This is a genomic window from Robinsoniella sp., from assembly GCF_034124845.1.
The window spans coordinates 1-20,010 of the sequence record NZ_JAWYAJ010000368.1 but is presented as its reverse complement, the minus strand read 5'-3'; the positions used below and the strand labels follow the sequence as shown (position 1 = coordinate 20,010).

The window sequence follows — 20,010 nt, the reverse complement described above, 5'->3', positions numbered from 1 at the left end:
GAACCATCTTGACCTGCTGGAGGATTCTGAGATGTAATCCTTTTTCTAAGGGTGGATATGATCCGGTTCCTTAGAGTGTGTGACTAATTTAGGAGGAAAAAGTCTTGTCGAAAATGTTGTTAACAAAAAGTACAACCTTCATTATTGGACCTGTTGCCGTTGCTTTAGGTTTTATCATGAATGCGATTTACCTGTTCTTGAATAATCTGTTCAATATTCAAAACATTGGTCTTTGTATTATTTTATTTACGATTGTTATTTATATGCTGTTGATGCCGCTTACGATCAAACAGCAAAAGTTTTCTAAACTTTCAGCACAGATGAACCCTGAACTTCAGGCGATTCAGAAAAAGTATAAAGGTAAACAGGATCAGGCTTCTATGATGAAGATGAACGAAGAAACAAAAACTGTTTACTCAAAATATGGAGTATCTCCTATGGGAAGCTGTTTGCAGCTCCTGATCCAGATGCCGATCTTATTCGCATTGTATAAGGTAATCTGGAATATCCCGGCTTATGTAGGCGGAATTAAAGATGCATTTATGCCTTTAGTGGAGAAGTTACTGAATAATTCTGCAGCGCAGACATTTTTAACTGATATAGCAACTAAGAATCAGATTAACTTTGAAAGTGCCGGATATAAGGCAGAAACAATCGTAGATACCTTATATAAATTTAAACCGGATGACTGGGGAAATTTAGCCAGTAAATTTCCTGATATAAAAGAACTTATAATTGGAACACAGGATAAGGTAGATCATTTTAATAATTTCCTTGGCATAAATATTGCAGATGCACCGATGAGTATGCTTCAGACAGGACTTAAAACAGGAGCTGTCCTTGTTATTATAGGAGCAATTGCAATCCCTGTTCTGGCTGGTTTAACTCAGTGGTTTAACACCAAACTGATGCCGCAGCCGGATGCAAACGGACAGGGCGGTACCATGGCAAGTTCCATGAAGACCATGAATATGATCATGCCGATCATGTCTGCAGTATTCTGTCTGACACTGCCGGCTGGTATGGGACTCTACTGGATCGCCGGTGCTGTAATCAGAAGTGTTCAGCAGATTATCGTTAACAAACACATGGACAGCGTAGATGTGGAAGCGCTGATTTCCAAAAACCTGGAGAAGCAAAATAAGAAACGTGAAAAGATGGGCCTGCCTCCTCAGAAGATATCCAATCAGGCAAAATTAAATGTGAAGAACATTAATGAACCTGTTTCACATCCTTCCACACGTGCAAAGGCTAATGTGAAAAAAGAAATGTCGGAAGAAGATATCAAGAAATCTACCGAATATTATAATCAAACCGCAAATGCAAAACCTGGAAGTATTGCTTCCAAAGCAAGAATGGTTCAGCAATACAATGAGAAGAATAAGAAATAGGAGGGTTTTCTTATGGATTACATTAAAGTGTCTGCAAAAACAGTTTCGGATGCTATCATTGAAGCATCAATTCAATTGGAAACATCCAGTGACAATATTGAATATGAAGTACTTGAGAATGGAAGCTCGGGATTTTTGGGGTTTGGTAGCAAACCGGCTGTCATTCGTGCAAGAAAGAAAGAATCTGTAGAAGATATTTTAGATACTCCTTTATATGCAGCGCAGGAAACCGTTGTGAAAAAGGAAGAAAAGCCTGTAAAGAAAGAACCCGTTCGAAAAGATAGTGTAAAACAAGAAAGCGTTAGAAAAGAAACCTTTAAAAAAGACAGTTTTAAGAAAGAATCTGCTTATAAAGAGATAAAAGAAGCTGTAGAAGAAGTAAGAGAAGTAAAAGAAACGGTTAAGGTATCCAAAGCACCCATCAATAAAGAAGAGGCACAGAAGTCTGCATATGAGTTTTTAGAGGGTGTGTTTAAGGCAATGGAAATGAACGTGGAAATTAAAGCTGAATTTTCAGATGATACCCTGAGCGTGGATTTAAATGGAGATGATATGGGAGTCCTGATTGGTAAAAGAGGACAAACCCTGGATTCCCTGCAGTATCTTACAAGTCTTGTGGTTAACAAAGGGAAAGCTTCTTATACCCGTGTGAAGCTGGATACGGAGAATTACAGAAACAGAAGAAAAGAGACATTGGAGAACCTGGCACGAAACATTGCATTTAAGGTTAAGAAGACAAAACGACCGGTATTTTTAGAGCCAATGAATCCTTATGAGAGAAGAATTATTCACTCAGCACTTCAGAATGATCCATATGTTACTACACACAGTGAAGGGGAAGAGCCTTATCGTAAAGTAGTTGTTACATTAAAAAAATAAAAAATTTATTATAAGGGGGTGTCGTGCAATTCCTCAGTGTATCCAAATATGGATAGGGTTAATCAGCTGGGAAATTGCAAGGCACTCTTTTATGTATTGTGAGATGGAGCCGCAGTAAATGCGGCAAAAGGAGGAGAGTGTGAAAGAAAGACACTTGCACACCATTTATGAAAGCCGCAGTAAATGCGGCAAAAGGAGGTAGGGAACATGAAAGCAGATACCATTGCGGCCATTTCAACGGCAATGTCGGCTTCCGGGATTGGAATTGTCAGAATGAGCGGCAGCGAGGTTTTTGAAATTATAGATCGTATTTATCAGTCTAAAGGTAAGAAAAAAAAGCTGTCCCAGGTGGCGACCCATACCATTCATTACGGATACATTATGGATGGAAGTGAAATGGTGGATGAAGTCCTGGTAATGGTGATGAGAGGACCGCGCAGTTTTACTGCAGAGGACACAATCGAGATCAACTGCCACGGCGGTGTCTACGCCATGAAACGGATCCTGGAGACGGTTATTAAAAATGGGGCAAGACCGGCGGACCCCGGAGAATTTACAAAGCGGGCATTTTTAAACGGAAGAATGGATTTGTCCCAGGCAGAGGCGGTAATTGATGTTATTAATGCAAAAAACGAATATGCTCTGAAGAGTTCGGTCAGCCAGTTAAGAGGTTCCGTCATGGAGGCGATTAAGGAAATCCGGGAACAGATTATTTACCATATTGCTTTTATTGAATCCGCTTTAGATGATCCTGAGCATATCAGCCTGGATGGGTATGGGGATGAACTTCAGAAGGTAAATGATCAGCTAATTGGTAAATTAGAGAAGTTGATTGCTTCCTCAGAAGATGGTAAGATGATGAAGGAAGGAATCCGGACCGTAATTGTAGGCAAGCCAAATGCAGGAAAGTCATCCCTGTTAAATATTCTGGTAGGAGAGGACAGGGCGATTGTAACGGATATCGCAGGAACAACCAGAGATACCTTAGAAGAGACCATACAAATTCACGGGATCAGTCTTAACATTGTGGATACAGCGGGAATACGCAGTACAGAAGATGTGGTAGAGAAGATCGGGGTGTCCAGGGCAAAAGAATATGCTAAGGACGCAGATTTGATTATTTATGTGGTGGATTCTTCTACAGAACTGGACGAAAATGACAGTGAGATTATAGAATTGTTAAGAAATAAAAAAGCGATCATTCTTCTAAATAAGACTGATCTTCCAATGGTGACTTCAGAAGAAATGTTAAAAGAAAGACTTGATAAGCCTGTGATTCCCATTTCAGCAAAAGAAAACAAGGGGATTGATTATCTGGAAACGACCTTAAAGGAAATGTTTTTCCATGGGGAAATTTCCTTTAATGATGAAGTATATATTACGAATATACGCCATAAGACGGCACTTGCAGATGCCCTTGCAGCCTTAAAGCAGGTAAGGGAAAGTGTTGAAATGGGAATGCCGGAAGATTTTTATTCCATTGATTTGATGAGTGCATACGAAGAACTGGGTGGAATTATCGGAGAATCCGTAGGGGAGGATCTGGTTAATGAAATATTCAGTAAGTTTTGTATGGGAAAATAGAAAGGATAGAACATGAATACCATAGAAGAAAATGTGGATGTGGTTGTAGTTGGAGCCGGACATGCCGGATGTGAAGCTGCACTTGCCAGTGCAAGATTGGGCCTTGAGACAATTGTATTTACAGTAAGTGTAGACAGCATTGCCCTGATGCCCTGTAATCCTAATATCGGAGGCAGTTCCAAAGGGCATCTGGTACGGGAAATAGACGCTCTCGGCGGGGAAATGGGCAGAAATATAGATAAGACCTTTATACAGTATAAGATGTTAAATAAATCAAAGGGACCGGCGGTACATTCTCTAAGAGCCCAGGCGGACAAAGCAGATTACAGCCGTGAAATGAGAAAGATACTTGAGAATACGGATCATCTGACCATTAAGCAGGCGGAAGTGACGGAAATTATAGTGGAAGATGGCAAAATCAGCGGGGTGAAAACCTTTTCAGGAGCAGTGTACCGCTGTAAAGCATGTGTTTTATGTACCGGAACATATCTGAAATCCCGTTGTATTTATGGTGATATCAGTAATTATACAGGACCAAACGGACTTCAGGCAGCAAACTATCTGACGGATTCCCTGAAGGAAAACGGAATAGAAATGTTTCGCTTTAAAACAGGAACACCGGCCAGAATAGACAAGCGGTCCATTGATTTCAGTAAAATGGAAGAGCAGTTTGGTGATGAGAAAGTGGTGCCCTTTTCGTTTTCTACCAATCCGGAGGATGTTCAGATTGAGCAGGCATCCTGTTGGCTTACTTACACGAATGAAAATACCCACGAAATCATTAAAAATAACCTGGACAGGTCCCCTTTATATTCCGGAATGATTGAAGGAACGGGCCCCAGATATTGTCCGTCAATCGAAGATAAAGTTGTTAAATTCTCCGATAAAAACAGACATCAGGTATTTATTGAGCCGGAAGGATTTCATACCAACGAAATGTATGTGGGAGGAATGTCCAGTTCTCTTCCGGAGGATGTTCAGATTGCAATGTACAGAACCGTACCAGGGCTGGAAAAAGCAAATATTGTAAGAAATGCCTATGCAATTGAGTATGACTGCATTAATCCGAGACAGTTAAATGCTGCATTGGAATTTAAAAATATAAAAGGGCTTTTCAGCGGCGGACAGTTTAATGGGAGTTCGGGGTATGAAGAGGCTGCAGCGCAGGGACTGGTAGCAGGGATAAATGCAGGCCTGAAGATACTTGGCAAAGAGCTGCTGGTACTGGATCGTTCAGAATCCTATATTGGTGTATTAATTGATGACCTGGTAACAAAGGAGAACCATGAGCCATACCGGATGATGACGTCCCGTTCAGAGTACCGTCTCCTGCTCAGACAGGATAATGCAGATCTGCGGCTGAGAAAAAAGGGGTATGAAGCAGGTTTAATCTCGGAAGAGGATTATAATGCTTTGTTAGAGAAAGAAAGACAAATTGTGGAGGAGACGAAAAGAGTAGAGCATACAAATATTGGGGCGTCCAAAGAGGTTCAAAGTTTTCTTGAAGCACATAACAGCACCATTTTAAAGACTGGAACTACTCTGGGTGAATTGATCAGAAGGCCGGAGTTGACTTATGAAATGCTAAGTAAAATAGATGATGCCCGTCCGCAGCTGTCGGAAAGTGTTCAGGAACAGGTTAATATTAATATTAAGTATGAAGGATACATTAAACGCCAGTTAAAACAGGTATCTCAGTTTAAAAAGCTGGAAAGCAAAAAGATACCGGAAAATATTGATTATGATGATATCAGCGGTCTTCGAATAGAAGCAAAACAAAAATTAAAACTATATATGCCAATGTCAATTGGGCAGGCATCCAGAATATCCGGTGTAACACCGGCAGATATTTCTGTGCTGTTAATATATATGGAACAATACGGCAGGAGGTCATAATGGCGGAGAAGAATAATGTGCTGGTCAGTGGATGTATGGAGTTGGGAATACAGCTGACGGATAACCAGATTGATCAGTTTGAGACATATTACGAGTTATTGGTAGAGTGGAATAAGGTAATGAATCTTACCGGGATTACAGAGTACGACGAGGTCATGCAGAAACACTTTGTAGACAGCTTATCCATCGTCAGGGCAGCAGATATGGGGCAATGCAAAAAAGTCCTGGATATGGGCACAGGAGCGGGGTTTCCGGGCATTCCAATTAAGATAGTATTCCCCCACTTAGAAGTTGTGCTTCTGGATTCATTAAATAAAAGAATAAAGTTCTTAAACGAAGTAATCGAAAAGTTAGATTTATCAGGAATAACTGCCATTCATGGCAGGGCAGAAGATTACGCAAAGCAGAAAGAATACCGGGAAATGTTTGATCTCTGTGTTTCCAGAGCAGTTGCAAATCTTTCATCTTTGTCTGAATATTGTATACCATATACAATGTTACATGGGAAATTTATTTCTTATAAATCGGGTAATATAGAAGAAGAGTTAGCAAATGCAAAAAATGCAGTTTTTCTGTTGGGCGGTAAAATGCATAATACCGTGAAGTTTACTCTTCCTGGCAGTGATATTGAACGTTCGCTTATTGTTATAGAAAAGGTTAAGAAAACACCGGGAAAATACCCCAGAAAAGCAGGACTGCCTGCAAAAGAGCCAATCACCTGAGCCGGGCAAGAAAAAATGATTTCTGCATATAAGGGATGTCAGAATAAAATGGAATAGTACTATCATATGTAAATTATGATTATTTCTTATAAAATATGGAATATTCTGAAAATAATAAGAAAATATATTTATATTTTAACTATAATTAGAAGATTTTAGTACAAATATTGTATGAAAATTATGTTAAATAAATTGAATATTCAGTAAATATTATACCACACATCATTATGCTATATTCCAAAAAAATCAGCCTGCCACAGTCCAGGGGGTCCACCATGCTGAGAAAAGCAGCTTTATAGCAACAACCTGAATTTCAAAAAGATGAGCGTGGGAAAAGGGAGTGGGCGAAGGAAGAGTAGCATGCCAACTGTCTCCAGCATATCCAATTTTGAAATTTATGTTTCACGTGAAAAGGAAAATAAAAACAGTAAGCAAGTATATTTAATAAATTAAAATGTTCAAATGAACAAAGTAAAAAGACAAACAATTATAATCCATGTATAATTGTTTGTCTTTTTGTTTTAGAGAAATATATTTAATTGTTCAAGAAAACAATCAGCAGATTCCACTTGGGGAAGAGATTTTGTATCATTAACATAAGCAGTTTCAATAGCAGGATTGATTTCCATATAAGTTTCAACAATACTGTCCATATCCTGACATTTGTTGCCGGCAATAATAAATATGCTATTATTAATTTCCTTAAGTGCGTGTGCAATATTTACATTCAAATATAGACCGTTCAGGCTGCTAAGCAAATATTTTCCGCCGCTGTCTTTTAAATGAGCTGCTTCATAATATACGTCAATATATTTTCCTTTCAAACGGAAAGGATTATATATATATTCTTCTGTAAAGCGATATTCCAAATTTGATCTGTTAATTATCATGTTATAAACCGTGGTACCAATAATGGGAAGGTCCATTAATACTTTAGTCACCTTAGAGCGTTTTCCGGGAATACTATTTAATTTAGAAAGTTTTTCCGGGTTTATCATAAATATTTTATTAAACAATTCTGAATCATTATGGCACGCCATTACTACAAAAGAAGATGAAATTCCGGTTGCAGCAACATCCGTTTTCTGACCAATTACTTTTTTAATAAAATCAGTAACTAATTGAACATATAAAAAGTTTGTGTATGTTAAATTAGGCTTATCGGACCGACCGCACCCTAATAAGTCTATAGCATATACGGTATGGTTTTTTGACAATTTACGAACTACTTCGTTCCATTCATAAGAGGATGAATATGGTGTAAGATCATGGATTAAAAGTAAAGGGTTTCCATGACCGGTTTTGGTATAAAATATATTACCAAATCGCCACTCAAAAAAGTTCCCTGTATTTGCGTTTAACATATTTTTTATTACAGCGGCTGAGGCTATACATTTATTAATAATGTGCATGACAGCAATTGCAAAAGTGGTGAGTAGAATCGTAGTTTTTATTTTGTGTTTCATAATGCTGTAACCCCTTTCTAAACAAAATCGTGATTATTCAACCACGCAAACCTTATCTATATTATAATCTATATTGCATAGACTTACAATTCTTTTTTTCTGGTAATGCCCTTTTAAAGTAATATGTTTTAGTAAAAAAGCAATTTAAGGGAATGTCAAAAATTGCTTTCCTAATGTCGGAAATTAGTATATGATAGTATATAGAAAGTAATAAAATAATTAGTATTTTTAAAAATAGATGAAATTGTAAGAAGGAAAAATAATGATAAAGGAATACATTGAAGATAAGCTGAGAACAAATAAACTACAATATGAAATATTAGATAGAGAGTATAAAACTATTCGCAAAAGTGAAGGCGAAATTAATGAGCATATAAGAAGATTGCAGGAAGATGATGATATTGATTTTGTTATTTTTTCACCACGAAGTATAAAGTATTCAACGAAAAACAGTATAGTAGAATATGACAGAAAGCTGCAGGATCTTGTTCAGGAACGTGAAACAGTTAAAGGGAAAATGAACCGCTTATTGGAACAAAAAATGGAATTAGATAAAATGTTCCAGGAGGCAGAAGAGAAGCAATTAGAAAGTAAAGGTGTTAAAGAAAATACGACAGATGGAAAAAATGATATATATGAGAATGTAAACAGTAAAAGCAGCGAACAAGATGAAGATAGAAAAAATGATTTACAACAACAATGCATGGATGAATTAAATAATATCCAAAATCATGAGAGTATTATTAAGTGTAACAGTGAAGAATCAACGTCCGATAAACCCGACCTGATTATGGACGAAAAAAAAATAAAAAATTGGAATGAAAAAGGAACTATTAAAATAAAAACAAACGGAAATACCGGTAAATTTTTTGATGCTTTGGCACATAAAAAGGGAAATACAAATTCAAGGGTTGTAAGAACTGGACTTAATCCAAATCTAAAATTAGATTATAACTCAGAAAACTCCAGGGATAGACGAGAAATAAAAAATGTGTTAGAGAAAAAAAGTCTAGTGGAAACCCCTGTAAGTTCCTTTATAAATATTATGGAAGGTAAAAGTATAGACGGGGAAGAAGATGCTAATAATATAAATATAGATAGCAGTGAAAATAAAGTATATGATAGTGTTGAAAGTCAAGAGATCGTAAGTAAAGATGATAATGGTGGCAACCGATTTATAAATATTATAGAAGGTTCGGATAAAAAAAATTCAGTTATGGGTAATGAGGTACATGATGTAGTAAACTTTGGGAAAGCAACGGACAGTTCATTGGAAAATAAGTTTTTAAGCAGTAGATCTAAAGGGCGGAAGACAGGTGATAAGGTAATACGAAGTGATGATATGCAAAAATTAATATCAAAAATAGAGTTATGCCAAAAGTTATTACTTACAAATAAGGAAGAATGTAATTTAGAATTAAAAAATCTAAAATATGTGTTGGAAAACCTTGTTTAATATGATTTCAATGTTTCACGTGAAACATTGAAATCTTAAATTTTACATAAATGATGTTTCACGTGAAACATTTTTATAGATTATCATTTCGATAAGTGCTATAATGAAAAAGTATAAATTTAGAAAGGGATTAAATCATGGGAAGAACGATCGTAGTTGCTAATCAAAAGGGCGGCGTAGGGAAAACTACTACGGCCATTAATTTATCTGCTTCCTTGGCAGAATTAGGTCAAAAAGTTTTAATCATAGATATGGATCCTCAGGGAAACGCTACTAGTGGTATTGGCGTTGAAAAAGAGGATGCGGAAAATACAGTATATGAATTGTTATTAGGACAATGTACAATAGAAGATTGTATGATAAAAGATGTATATGAAAATCTTAGTTTGTTGCCTTCTAATATAAATTTGGCTGCTGCGGAGATCGAACTGATTGATATTGAAGAAAAAGAATATATACTAAAAAAAGAAGTGGCTAAGGTAAAGGCTAATTATGATTTTATTATCATTGACTGTCCTCCATCTCTTAGTATGCTTACAATAAATTCTATGTGTGCATCAGATACTGTTTTAGTGCCGATTCAATGTGAGTACTATGCATTGGAAGGGTTGACTCAATTAATGCATACCATAAATTTAGTAAGAGAAAGATTAAATCCGGATCTTGAAATGGAAGGTGTAGTATTTACCATGTACGATGCGCGTACAAATCTTTCATTACAGGTAGTGGAAAATGTTAAGAATAATCTAAATCAAACAATTTATAAGACGATTATTCCACGAAACATACGTCTTGCAGAAGCACCAAGTCATGGAATGCCAATTAACATATATGATTCCAGATCAACTGGAGCCGAAAGTTATAAACTATTGGCAGAAGAAGTGATACATAGAGGAGAAGAAGAATGGTAGCAAAAAAAACTGGTTTAGGAAAAGGACTGGATTCGTTAATACCGACACATAGTTCCTCTCCAAAAACTACGGTCAAAGAAGTAAAAGAAGAAAAGCAACAAATAAAGACAGTAGTTAAACAGGAAGAAATAAAAATTAAAATTACAGAAATAGAACCAAATAGAGAACAGCCTCGTAAAAAGTTTGACGAAGATGCACTTTTAGAACTTGCAGAGTCAATCAAACAGTTTGGCGTGATACAACCCCTAATTGTTCAAAAAAGGGGTGATTACTATGAAATAATAGCAGGTGAGCGCCGCTGGAGAGCTGCTAAGATAGCCGGACTAAAAGAGGTTCCAGTAATTATCAAAGACTATACAAGTCAGGAACGAGTAGAAATATCTTTAATTGAAAATATTCAAAGAGAAGATTTAAATCCAATAGAAGAAGCTCATGCATACAAACGATTACTGAACGAATTTAGTTTAAAGCAGGATGAGGTTGCCGAAAGAGTATCCAAAAGCCGAACAGCGGTGACAAATTCCATGCGCTTACTAAAATTAGATGAGCGCGTTCAACAGATGGTTATTGATGACATGATTTCCACCGGACACGCAAGGGCGCTGTTATCCATAGAGGATAAGGAATTACAGTATACAGTTGCAAATAGAATATTTGATGAAAAGCTAAGTGTACGTGAGACGGAAAAACTGATGAAATCCATTCAGTTAGAGAAAACTGATAAGGTAAAAGAGGACAAGAATACTGTTAACAGTCTTATATATAAAGATATAGAAGAAAAAATCAAAGCAATCCTGGGTACAAAAGTAATTGTTGATCACAAAGCAAATAATAAAGGTAAGATACAAATAGAATACTACTCGAATGAAGAACTTGAACGTATCGTAGAAATGTTAGAATCAATCAGATAGGGGAGCTATTAAATGGAAAGTAAAATCATCAATGCTTTAGGAATCGATCCGGGGATTATTTTAATTCTTATGATGATCATGATAATCATCCTGTTTGTATTCCAGATAAAAAATTCATTTAAAATGGATCGTTTTATGAAAAAGTATAAAACTTTCATGAAGGGGAAAGATGGAATATCATTAGAGAAAACCATCCTTCACAATATAAATGATATTGATATGCTTATGGAATCCAGTAAAAATCATATGGAGGAAATAAAGCAGATTAAAGAAATACAAAATAAGACTTTAAATAAGACCGCGATTGTGAAATACGATGCATTTAAGGAAGTTGGAGGAAAATTAAGTTTTGCTCTGGCGATGTTAGATAAGGACAATAATGGACTTGTTATTAATGCAATCCACAGCAGAGAAGGATGTTACACCTATATCAAAGAAATTGTTAAAGGTGAATCCTATATAGTACTTGGTGAAGAAGAAAAAGAAGCACTAAGACAAGCAGTAAATGCCCATACGGAAATATAAAGTTGTCATCGAAAAAGCAGTTATTATGTAAATAATCTGCTTTTTTTTGACCCTTTACGAATGATGAAAAATAGGTTATTATATAAGGTAGAAATTTAATATAACAGGGATTTTATAGTAAAATTAAGATAGAAGAGAGGACATTAAAACATGTTAGATATAAAATTTTTAAGAGAAAATCCGGAAGTTGTAAAACAAAATATTCGTAATAAGTTCCAGGATTATAAACTTGAAAAGGTAGACGAAGTTTTAAGACTTGATCAGGAAAACAGAGATATAAAAAAAGAAGTAGAATCTTTAAGAGCTGAACGTAATAAACTTTCCAAACAAATAGGTGGATTAATGGCTCAGGGAAAGAAAGAAGAAGCAGAAGAGGTTAAAAAACAGGTGGCTTCTAAGGCAGAAAGATTGAATGAGTTATCCGAAAAAGAAAGAAATGTTGAAGAAGATCTTAAAAAAATAATGATGATAATACCAAACATCATTGATGCTTCAGTACCAATCGGAAAAGATGACAGTGAAAATGTAGAAGTACAAAAATATGGTGAACCTTTTGTACCTGAATTTGAAATTCCGTATCATACAGAAATAATGGAAAAATTTGATGGTATTGATCTGGACAGTGCCAGAAAGGTAGCAGGTAATGGATTCTATTATTTGATGGGTGATATTGCAAGACTTCATTCAGCTGTTATTTCTTACGCACGTGATTTTATGATTAACCGTGGGTTTACTTACTGTATTCCTCCATTTATGATTCGAAGCGATGTAGTGACCGGTGTTATGAGCTTTGCAGAAATGGAAGCTATGATGTATAAAATAGAAGGGGAAGACCTTTATCTGATTGGTACAAGTGAGCATTCCATGATTGGTAAGTTTATTGATACAATCATTCCGGAAGAACAGCTGCCAAAGACTATGACAAGCTACTCACCATGTTTCCGTAAAGAAAAAGGAGCTCATGGTATTGAAGAAAGAGGCGTATACCGTATTCATCAGTTTGAAAAACAGGAAATGATTGTAGTATGTAAGCCTGAAGACAGCATGGTGTGGTTTGAAAAACTGTGGCAGAATACAGTTGATTTGTTCCGTTCTATGGACATCCCTGTTCGTACTTTGGAATGTTGTTCCGGAGACTTGGCAGATCTGAAAGTAAAATCTATTGACGTAGAAGCTTGGTCACCAAGACAGAAAAAATATTTTGAAGTGGGAAGCTGCTCTAATTTAGGGGATGCACAGGCAAGAAGATTAAAAATACGTGTAAATGGGGAAAGTGGCAAGTACTTGGCGCATACACTGAATAATACAGTTGTTGCACCGCCGAGAATGTTGATTGCATTCCTTGAGAACAATTTAAATGAAGATGGAAGTATCCGTATACCGGAAGCATTACGTCCATATATGGGTGGTATGAGTGTTATTAAATAATTCAGAACAAAAGATAAGTCAGTTAAAAGATCATGGTCACAATATATTGATTGTAAGGAGGTGAATGTAGTGCACAGTTATTTAAGGGCAATCGGTTTTAGCAACCTGGAGAAGAGAAAAGAAGTGGATCAGATCGTTAAAGACATCTGTGAAAATTATGAAAAAAAGCAAGTGGTAGATGAAAATGAAGGTGCATTTATTGAGATGTCAAAAGATTTCGGTCAGGATATAGGCATTACAGTTTGCGGGGAATTAGATGAGCAGGGGTTCCATCAGGAATATTATTTTCCATATTTCAGAGGAACCGGGATTACCAGCGATGAAGATCTGGTAATTGAAAAGCATGTAGGAAAAGAATCCTTTGCAGGTGTATGTGAAGATGTAAGAGTAGGAGTTTCTTTGATTTTTTATCTCCAAAATGCTGCAGATTATAAGATGCAGGCCAGCTTAAATAAATTAAGCGGTCAGAATATAAGTACTACATTTTCAGGTTTATCCACGAAAGGAAAGATCTTACTTCCGATTGAAAAAAGTGAACAGCAGATTGATACGGATAAAGAGGCTACAAAAAATCGGAATCATTTAATTGCGGCAGCAAGAAATGGTGATGAAGATGCTATTGAAAGTCTGACATTAGAAGATATAGATACTTATACGATGATATCCAGACGGATTATGCAGGAAGATGTATTTACCATTGTTGATACATTCTTTATGCCTTATGGTATGGAATGCGATCAGTATCATATCATGGGTGAAATTAAAACCTGTAATAAGGTGAAAAATACATTGAGCCAGGAAGAAATATATCAGATGAAAATATTGTGTAATGAGATGGTATTTGATATCTGTATAAATGAAAAAGATTTATTGGGAGTACCCGAAGAAGGTAGAAGATTTAAAGGTGTAATTTGGCTTCAGGGTCATTTGAACTTCCCTGAATAAATAAATATTAAAACAGCTGTTGTGCAATTACAGGCAAGGGCTGTTTTTTTAGTAAATGGTTAAATTCACTTGACTTTTTAGTCTAAAAAGTGTAATATTTATAAAGTAACTTTTATCCTTGTCCCCTTAGTAAAATGGATATTACGAATCCCTCCTAAGGATTAAGTGCAGGTTCGATTCCTGCAGGGGACGTTAAGTAAAAGTTTAAACAGAGGTTCCTGATATATAGGAATCTCTGTTTTTTTGTGTATTTGTAAGTGTGTAAAAATCAACTCTATTATTTATTGGAAGATAAATTTCCACATACTATATGTGGCAAAGAAAATAATATTGTTTTTTAATATATTTGATTTTTAATAAAGTCATTTATAAAAAGGAGGACATCTTGAGTTCAGATAGCCTGAACTGGACAAATAAAATTTATTTTGCTAAATCAAAAAAAAGATGCAACCTTTTTCTCACGCAAAGCATCTAATTAATGTGCACATCATTAAAAAAGTAAAAAATACAGTTAGACAATCAAGCGAAAATTTGTAAAAGGTAAAAAAGCTAAATTGTCATGGTAGGCAACCGAGCGAATTTTTGAAAGCAAAAAAGCTAAATTGACATGGTAGGCAACCAAGCGAATTTTTGTGAAAGCAAAAAAGCTAAATTGACATGGTAGGCAACCAAGCGAATTTTTGTAAAAGAAAAAAAGCTAAATTGTCATGGTAGACAACCAAGCGAATCTTTATGAAAGGCAAAAAAGCTAAATTGACATGGTAGGCAACTAAGCAAATCTTTCATGAAAGGCAATAATGCTAATCTGTCTTGATAAGCAACTAAGCAAATTATTCATACAAGCAACAATAATAAAAATAATAATAAGAAACAATAAAATAGTCCGCCAATAACAGACATCCATCAACATACTGTTATAAAAAGGATGAAGCGAAAGGAATGAGATAAAAATGGAGAATATGCGGGCAGAAGATCTGGTGCTTGTCCGAAAGGCAAAAAAGGGCAATACTCAGGCTTATGGAGAGTTAATTAAATTTCATAAAGAATATCTTTACCGGACAGCATTTTCCTATGTGAAAAACCAGGATCTGGCATTGGATGTTCTTCAGGAGGCGACCGTTCAGGGATTGCTGGCTATCCATAATTTAAGAGAACCTCAGTATTTTAAGACCTGGATAACCAGAATACTATATAACTGTGCTATGCAAATGTATCGGAAATCATCTAAAATAATTCCTTATGTCCAGGATGAGATACCAGCGGTGGGGAATCAGATGGACAGCGGTATTTCCCAGGAAGAGAAAATGGATCTTCACGATGCGGTAAGACAGCTGGACGAGCCATACCGGACGCTGATTGTATTAAAGTATTTTGAAGGACTGACGATATCTGAAATCTCTAAGATGTCTTCAAAGCCTGAGGGGACTGTTAAATCAGAACTGTCAAAGGCAAAAAAGAAACTGCGCACAATTTTGAAAGAGGGGTATATCTATGCTTAATAAAAATGAGTTTGATAAGATTCCAATACCGGAAAATATAGATGATGTGATTGATAAAGGTGTACTAAGGGCTGTAAAAATAAAAAAAAGACAGCGGAGAAAGAAATTTATTACAACGACAACGGGCATTGCTGCCGCTGTAGCCGTATTTTCTTTGTTCTGCGTATCTAATCCTGCCCTGGCAGCTAAAATCCCTTTAATCGGGCATATATTTGAACGGGTGGAGTCTACGGTAAGCTATAAGGGTGATTTTAGTTCCACGGCACAGGTTTTGGTGACGGAAGGCACGGATGATACCTTAGCTGATACAGAAATTAATGAAACAGGAGCAGAAAAAGAGAAACAGGATGGAGGACAGGAACAGGCTGCTGAGGAAAGTAAATATGTAAAAACTTCAAATGGGTTAACGGTTACGGTTTCCGAGGTATATTATAGTACAAAGGCTTTATATCTGGCTATGAGTGTTAAAAATGAGGAAGAGTTCCCTCAGGATTTTATGAAAACAAAAAATATGGATGGCTATATTTTGGATTATGATATGTTAGCTTTAAACGGAACTGCAAGTTTTAGCTTCTCGGATATGGATGTGGGGCCTGAACTGTATATAGAGGGCCAGTTTATTGACAATCATACATTTGCGGGAATCTACCGCGTACCACTGGATCAATTTTCTTATTATCCTACAGATGAGGAAATTGCGGCTACAGGGCTTGATATTAATGATTACTGGAAAGATGATATGTCTACCGATGAAGCTGCGGCAAAAGTCGATGAGTATAATCTGAAATTAAAGGAGAAGTTCCCGGATATCGGCAAACCGATTCCGATTCCGGATAATTTTACTTATAGTTTAAATATCACCAGTATTTTCGGAGAATTATTCGAGACAGAAGAAAAGACAGTTACTTTCCCGGAAGGAGACAGCGGAGTGGTATATGAGAATCTGGTTAAGAAATATGAAGGAAATTGGGACTTCCAGTTTGACGTCGCCCTGGATACCTCCAGAACCAGGACCATAGAACTTAACGATACCAATGAGAATGGTCTTGGCATCTCCAAAATAGAAAAAACACCGTATGAAATAACAGCTGAGATGATCATTCCTTCAGATAAACTAAACTATGACTATTTTCTGGTTATGTTAGATAAAAATGGGGATTTGATGGATTATCAGGGCAGTACTACAGATACATATCAGCTCTATGGCAGGGATACCAGCACAGTTCATATCTATATCTGTGACTATATACAGTATATGGATGAGATTAAGGGGTATTACTGGTCTCCTGATTATGAGGAAAAGAAAAAAAACAAGACTTTCATGCAATATCTGGATGAGAAATCATTGTATCATACAGAGGTTTCTTTTGAAGAATAAAGTCATACATTTTTGTTAATGAAATAAATAAGAGGTTCCCTGCTTATGATACGGCAGGGAGCCTTTTATTCATTATAATAGAAAGTTGGCTCAAGCGTGCTTTCTATTGTTTGTGACCAGATAAAAATCAGCTTTTCCGAAAGTCTCCGGGTCTTTTTCCTGTGGTCTTTTTGAAAATGGTAAAGAAGTAGGTAATATTTGCAAACCCAACAGATTCTGCAATAGATGCTGTCTTGTGGGAGCTGCTTTTTAAAAGGTGGATTGCTTTGGCAATGCGAATACGGTTTAAGTAATCGGAAAAATACTCGCTGGTCTCTATTGCAAATTGGCGGCCCAAGTAGGCGGCGTTTACATTTAACTGTATTGCAAGAGTTTTCAGGGAAAGATTGATATCCTGATAGTTATTGCGTACATAGCTGAGAGCATTTTGAATCAGGAACGAATAGGTTGGGTTAGTGTTCTCGTCAAGCTGATCCATAAGGCTGGTAAATAAATGAAATAGTTTTTCTTCCAGTTCTGAAAGAGAGTGTGCCGATCCAATAATACGGAAGGCCTCTTTTTTTTGGATGTCAATATCTGCGCTGGAGAAAAGAGAAGACTTTAGTTCCTGCATGGAACAGATAATAAACTCAATCAGTTGATATTTGATATTTTCCAGGCTGTTGTTGTTGTCCTGTCGGAGCATTTCGGCAAAGTACTGGCGAAGCAGCTCCAGAAGAGAGGTACTGTCACGTGCTTCAATTATATTAGCCAGACTGGAATAGTCGAAGATATAGGGGGTATCTTTTTCAAGTTGTACAATGGTATCTTTCTGAAACAGATTCTGCATGATTTCTTTGCGTTCGGCAGATTGCAGGCAGTATATGTAGGAAGCAGACAGGTCATGCACCGTAGAGGCGTTTTCGCTTATAGAAGCATAGCAGTCGCAGGTATCCCGGCAGATCTTTTCACACAATCTGGCGGTGGAGAAATCTGCCCATTTTATAGACCGTTCTCCACTGTGAAACAGTGGTTTTAGAAGTCCAATCCGCATTTTATTGCAGCGGAAGGTAAGATTGACAATTTGGAATGCCAGTTCTTCGGCCAGCTGACAGAGTCCATATCAGTTTCCCACACCCATCTTTTCGTACACTACCTATATTCTAAAAGCGTCCTTAATCAGCAAAACCCCAATATAATACATTTATATAAAATACATATAAAGAGTTTGCTCTAAAGCGGATTCTCCAAATATCCAATACCGCTCATTATCATACTTTCAGCCATTCTGGCGATTTCTTCTGTAGGGAGAACCATTCCTTCCTCTATCCATTTTCGAATGAGACCGATACAGCCTGTACTGACAAAGGAATAAAAGTATTCAATCTGCTTAATCGTAGCGTTGGGAAAGAGGCTGTGATAGGTATTGATACAGAATTCCTTACCGGTATCTAACAGTTTTGCCATTAGTTCCTTATCGTTATAATCACCCACCATAAAAGTACACATATCCGAGTTTTTCTTAAGACAGTAAAAGATTCCATTACAGATATCTGCAAGGTTTCCCTTTTTCGTGCTGTCGTTCAGGAGCGGTTCCAGTGCCTGGGAAAATTCAATCAGCATATCATTTTCAATCTCTTCCAAAAGGGCATAGATATCCTGGTAATGGCTGTAAAATGTGCCCCGGTTAATTCCGGCACGGTCACTGAGTTCTTTTACGGAGATACTTTGTATGGGTTTTGTTTTCAGCAGATCCGTAAAAGATCTGCGTATTAAAAGCTTTGTAATCCTTACCCGGTGGTCATTGGATTCTTTTTTCATAGGGAGCCTCCTTTTCAAGGGAAAAAATTAGCGTTTCACTTCAAAGACATCAAATTCAGAATCTCCATAGGTACAGATATAATTGCTGCCTTTGTCATCTGTAAATAAAACAGCCTGATCGCTGCGCTTCTTTTTATCATCAAACCAGGATATACGGGAAGCTTTCCCAGTGGATAAGTCCAGGTCTGTCTCTTTCATACTCTGTAAAATTGCAGCATCATTGGATTTTAAATCATATACATACGGAGTGGTTTCGGTTACACCATAATTTTGAATACTGGGACCTTCATCATCATAGGAAAAGACAACATAGCCGTTTCTGTCAACCCCGTTGGAAAAAGTACAACTGTATAATAGCTGATCCGGGCGGATTTGCTGCATATCATGATTCCATATTTTATAATCGGTAAAGTTGTCGAATTTCCAGTTTGTATTTTCCATATCTCCTGTTGCAGCATCAACCCACATGGCCAGAAATTTTTGAATCCTTTTATGCTGGAAATATTCATATACCGGTGTATTCTGCGCCGAGTAATAGGAGTCCAATATATTGGAGGGCAGAGAATCACTGGTTTCGGATTCATTGACATTGGCATTGTCTTTGCTGTGCTCTCGATTCCTATCCGACTTCACATCAGTATCATTTGTGGTAACCGTAGATTCAGCCGGCGAATTTGATCCCGATTCTGATCCCGATACACGGCCGGAGAAGGTACGGCAGCCGGTTGAAGCAGTGATACAGAAGCACAACGTCAGTAAGACAGCATATTTCTTTTTCATTTGATGATCCCCTCGTTTCATATCACATATTTTTTCCTATCCAATGAACAGCACATCGTAAACTGCTGCAATGTACTTTTGTACACGTTTATTGTACAAATTTAAGCTTTTTTGTTCCAATCCAATATGCAGGTCAGGTGATACCATTCCGTCAGTAAATTTGAAATATTCATTTAACTTTTATTATACACCTACCTGATGGTAACGTCTATGAAAGGGCGCCAGAGCCAGCTTAAAAATTTATTCCTGCACCTGTCCGCCCCATTTTTCGGTATTAAAGTTTTTTTAAATCTTTTTTAAAATCTTTGGATAGTCCAAAATAATCCAGATATCACAAAAAAATACAAGAATTTATAAAAGTAACTTAAAATTTTGAAAATATATATAAAGTTAATACTATGGGTTCACAAATTTCATATGCTAAAATACTAACATAAAC

Annotated in this window: 18 protein-coding genes and 1 tRNA gene; 15 read left to right on the top strand and 4 right to left on the bottom strand. The window is 36.6% G+C overall.

The annotated features are described in order from the left end of the window. Nucleotides 1-8: 8 nt before the first annotated feature. The 6 genes from yidD (at nt 9) to rsmG (ending at nt 6,472) form a co-directional block, all read left to right on the top strand. Nucleotides 9-74 carry a membrane protein insertion efficiency factor YidD gene (gene yidD, locus ACH2DQ_RS18665; protein ID WP_395027812.1) on the top strand — a complete coding sequence of 22 codons (66 nt, stop codon included), beginning with the start codon at nt 9-11 and terminating at the stop codon, nt 72-74. A gap of 39 nt (nt 75-113) precedes the next feature. Next, nucleotides 114-1,391, top strand: a complete 1,278-nt coding sequence (locus ACH2DQ_RS18660; RefSeq protein ID WP_394913049.1) for a YidC/Oxa1 family membrane protein insertase — start codon at nt 114-116, stop codon at nt 1,389-1,391. Nucleotides 1,392-1,403: 12 nt separating this feature from the next. Beyond that, nucleotides 1,404-2,270, top strand: a complete 867-nt coding sequence (gene jag / locus ACH2DQ_RS18655; protein WP_394912928.1) for an RNA-binding cell elongation regulator Jag/EloR — start codon at nt 1,404-1,406, stop codon at nt 2,268-2,270. 207 nt (nt 2,271-2,477) lie between these two features. After that, nucleotides 2,478-3,854 (top strand): tRNA uridine-5-carboxymethylaminomethyl(34) synthesis GTPase MnmE, encoded by a 1,377-nt coding sequence (mnmE, locus tag ACH2DQ_RS18650; protein ID WP_394912929.1) that lies wholly within the window; start codon nt 2,478-2,480, stop codon nt 3,852-3,854. Between the two features lie 12 nt (nt 3,855-3,866). Continuing rightward, complete coding sequence (gene mnmG / locus ACH2DQ_RS18645) at nt 3,867-5,750, top strand: tRNA uridine-5-carboxymethylaminomethyl(34) synthesis enzyme MnmG (RefSeq protein ID WP_395027809.1); 1,884 nt, start codon at nt 3,867-3,869, stop codon at nt 5,748-5,750. Beyond that, entirely contained in the window at nt 5,750-6,472 is a 723-nt protein-coding gene (gene rsmG, locus ACH2DQ_RS18640) for a 16S rRNA (guanine(527)-N(7))-methyltransferase RsmG (protein ID WP_394912931.1), read from the top strand. Before mnmG ends, rsmG begins: the two co-directional genes overlap by 1 nt. 521 nt (nt 6,473-6,993) lie before the next feature. Here rsmG and ACH2DQ_RS18635 read toward each other — a convergent pair. Beyond that, nucleotides 6,994-7,938 (bottom strand): alpha/beta fold hydrolase, encoded by a 945-nt coding sequence (locus ACH2DQ_RS18635; protein ID WP_394912932.1) that lies wholly within the window; start codon nt 7,936-7,938, stop codon nt 6,994-6,996. 262 nt (nt 7,939-8,200) lie between these two features. Here ACH2DQ_RS18635 and ACH2DQ_RS18630 point away from each other — a divergent pair, with 262 nt between their 5' ends. The 9 genes from ACH2DQ_RS18630 to ACH2DQ_RS18590 all read left to right on the top strand — a co-directional run bounded on the left by ACH2DQ_RS18630 (nt 8,201) and on the right by ACH2DQ_RS18590 (nt 16,991). After that, complete coding sequence (locus tag ACH2DQ_RS18630; protein ID WP_394912933.1) at nt 8,201-9,394, top strand: hypothetical protein; 1,194 nt, start codon at nt 8,201-8,203, stop codon at nt 9,392-9,394. Nucleotides 9,395-9,531: 137 nt separating this feature from the next. Further along, nucleotides 9,532-10,305, top strand: coding sequence for a ParA family protein (locus tag ACH2DQ_RS18625; RefSeq protein ID WP_394912934.1), 774 nt, complete (start codon nt 9,532-9,534; stop codon nt 10,303-10,305). Further along, nucleotides 10,299-11,216, top strand: coding sequence for a ParB/RepB/Spo0J family partition protein (locus ACH2DQ_RS18620; protein WP_394912935.1), 918 nt, complete (start codon nt 10,299-10,301; stop codon nt 11,214-11,216). Before ACH2DQ_RS18625 ends, ACH2DQ_RS18620 begins: the two co-directional genes overlap by 7 nt. Nucleotides 11,217-11,228: 12 nt before the next feature. Beyond that, complete coding sequence (locus tag ACH2DQ_RS18615) at nt 11,229-11,741, top strand: DUF4446 family protein (protein ID WP_394912936.1); 513 nt, start codon at nt 11,229-11,231, stop codon at nt 11,739-11,741. Between the two features lie 150 nt (nt 11,742-11,891). Beyond that, complete coding sequence (gene serS / locus ACH2DQ_RS18610; protein ID WP_394912937.1) at nt 11,892-13,169, top strand: serine--tRNA ligase; 1,278 nt, start codon at nt 11,892-11,894, stop codon at nt 13,167-13,169. A 69-nt stretch (nt 13,170-13,238) separates the two neighbouring features. Beyond that, nucleotides 13,239-14,114 (top strand): DUF3881 family protein, encoded by an 876-nt coding sequence (locus tag ACH2DQ_RS18605; protein ID WP_394912938.1) that lies wholly within the window; start codon nt 13,239-13,241, stop codon nt 14,112-14,114. Between the two features lie 120 nt (nt 14,115-14,234). Further along, nucleotides 14,235-14,306, top strand: a tRNA-Arg gene (locus ACH2DQ_RS18600). 758 nt (nt 14,307-15,064) lie between these two features. After that, nucleotides 15,065-15,613: a sigma-70 family RNA polymerase sigma factor gene (locus ACH2DQ_RS18595; RefSeq protein WP_394912939.1), complete on the top strand. Its 549-nt coding sequence runs from the start codon at nt 15,065-15,067 to the stop codon at nt 15,611-15,613. Then, nucleotides 15,606-16,991, top strand: a complete 1,386-nt coding sequence (locus ACH2DQ_RS18590; RefSeq protein ID WP_394912940.1) for a DUF4179 domain-containing protein — start codon at nt 15,606-15,608, stop codon at nt 16,989-16,991. Before ACH2DQ_RS18595 ends, ACH2DQ_RS18590 begins: the two co-directional genes overlap by 8 nt. A 127-nt stretch (nt 16,992-17,118) precedes the next feature. On the opposite strand, the gene ACH2DQ_RS18585 is transcribed toward ACH2DQ_RS18590, so the two are convergent. The 3 genes from ACH2DQ_RS18585 to ACH2DQ_RS18575 all read right to left on the bottom strand — a co-directional run bounded on the left by ACH2DQ_RS18585 (nt 17,119) and on the right by ACH2DQ_RS18575 (nt 19,571). Next, a complete protein-coding gene (locus ACH2DQ_RS18585; protein WP_394912941.1) occupies nt 17,119-18,024 on the bottom strand; it encodes a helix-turn-helix domain-containing protein in 906 nt (301 codons plus the stop codon). 179 nt (nt 18,025-18,203) lie between these two features. Next, a complete protein-coding gene (locus tag ACH2DQ_RS18580; protein WP_394912942.1) occupies nt 18,204-18,791 on the bottom strand; it encodes a TetR/AcrR family transcriptional regulator in 588 nt (195 codons plus the stop codon). 27 nt (nt 18,792-18,818) lie between these two features. After that, a complete protein-coding gene (locus ACH2DQ_RS18575) occupies nt 18,819-19,571 on the bottom strand; it encodes a hypothetical protein (RefSeq protein ID WP_394912943.1) in 753 nt (250 codons plus the stop codon). Between the last annotated feature and the right edge of the window lie 439 nt (nt 19,572-20,010).

Coding starts and splice junctions, on each gene's coding strand:
- ACH2DQ_RS18660 (WP_394913049.1), top strand. CDS start 114: ATGTTGTTAACAAAAAGTACAACCTTCATTATTGGACCTGTTGCCGTT.
- jag (WP_394912928.1), top strand. CDS start 1,404: ATGGATTACATTAAAGTGTCTGCAAAAACAGTTTCGGATGCTATCATT.
- mnmE (WP_394912929.1), top strand. CDS start 2,478: ATGAAAGCAGATACCATTGCGGCCATTTCAACGGCAATGTCGGCTTCC.
- mnmG (WP_395027809.1), top strand. CDS start 3,867: ATGAATACCATAGAAGAAAATGTGGATGTGGTTGTAGTTGGAGCCGGA.
- rsmG (WP_394912931.1), top strand. CDS start 5,750: ATGGCGGAGAAGAATAATGTGCTGGTCAGTGGATGTATGGAGTTGGGA.
- ACH2DQ_RS18635 (WP_394912932.1), bottom strand. CDS start 7,938: ATGAAACACAAAATAAAAACTACGATTCTACTCACCACTTTTGCAATT.
- ACH2DQ_RS18630 (WP_394912933.1), top strand. CDS start 8,201: ATGATAAAGGAATACATTGAAGATAAGCTGAGAACAAATAAACTACAA.
- ACH2DQ_RS18625 (WP_394912934.1), top strand. CDS start 9,532: ATGGGAAGAACGATCGTAGTTGCTAATCAAAAGGGCGGCGTAGGGAAA.
- ACH2DQ_RS18620 (WP_394912935.1), top strand. CDS start 10,299: ATGGTAGCAAAAAAAACTGGTTTAGGAAAAGGACTGGATTCGTTAATA.
- ACH2DQ_RS18615 (WP_394912936.1), top strand. CDS start 11,229: ATGGAAAGTAAAATCATCAATGCTTTAGGAATCGATCCGGGGATTATT.
- serS (WP_394912937.1), top strand. CDS start 11,892: ATGTTAGATATAAAATTTTTAAGAGAAAATCCGGAAGTTGTAAAACAA.
- ACH2DQ_RS18595 (WP_394912939.1), top strand. CDS start 15,065: ATGGAGAATATGCGGGCAGAAGATCTGGTGCTTGTCCGAAAGGCAAAA.
- ACH2DQ_RS18590 (WP_394912940.1), top strand. CDS start 15,606: ATGCTTAATAAAAATGAGTTTGATAAGATTCCAATACCGGAAAATATA.
- ACH2DQ_RS18585 (WP_394912941.1), bottom strand. CDS start 18,024: ATGCGGATTGGACTTCTAAAACCACTGTTTCACAGTGGAGAACGGTCT.
- ACH2DQ_RS18580 (WP_394912942.1), bottom strand. CDS start 18,791: ATGAAAAAAGAATCCAATGACCACCGGGTAAGGATTACAAAGCTTTTA.
- ACH2DQ_RS18575 (WP_394912943.1), bottom strand. CDS start 19,571: ATGAAAAAGAAATATGCTGTCTTACTGACGTTGTGCTTCTGTATCACT.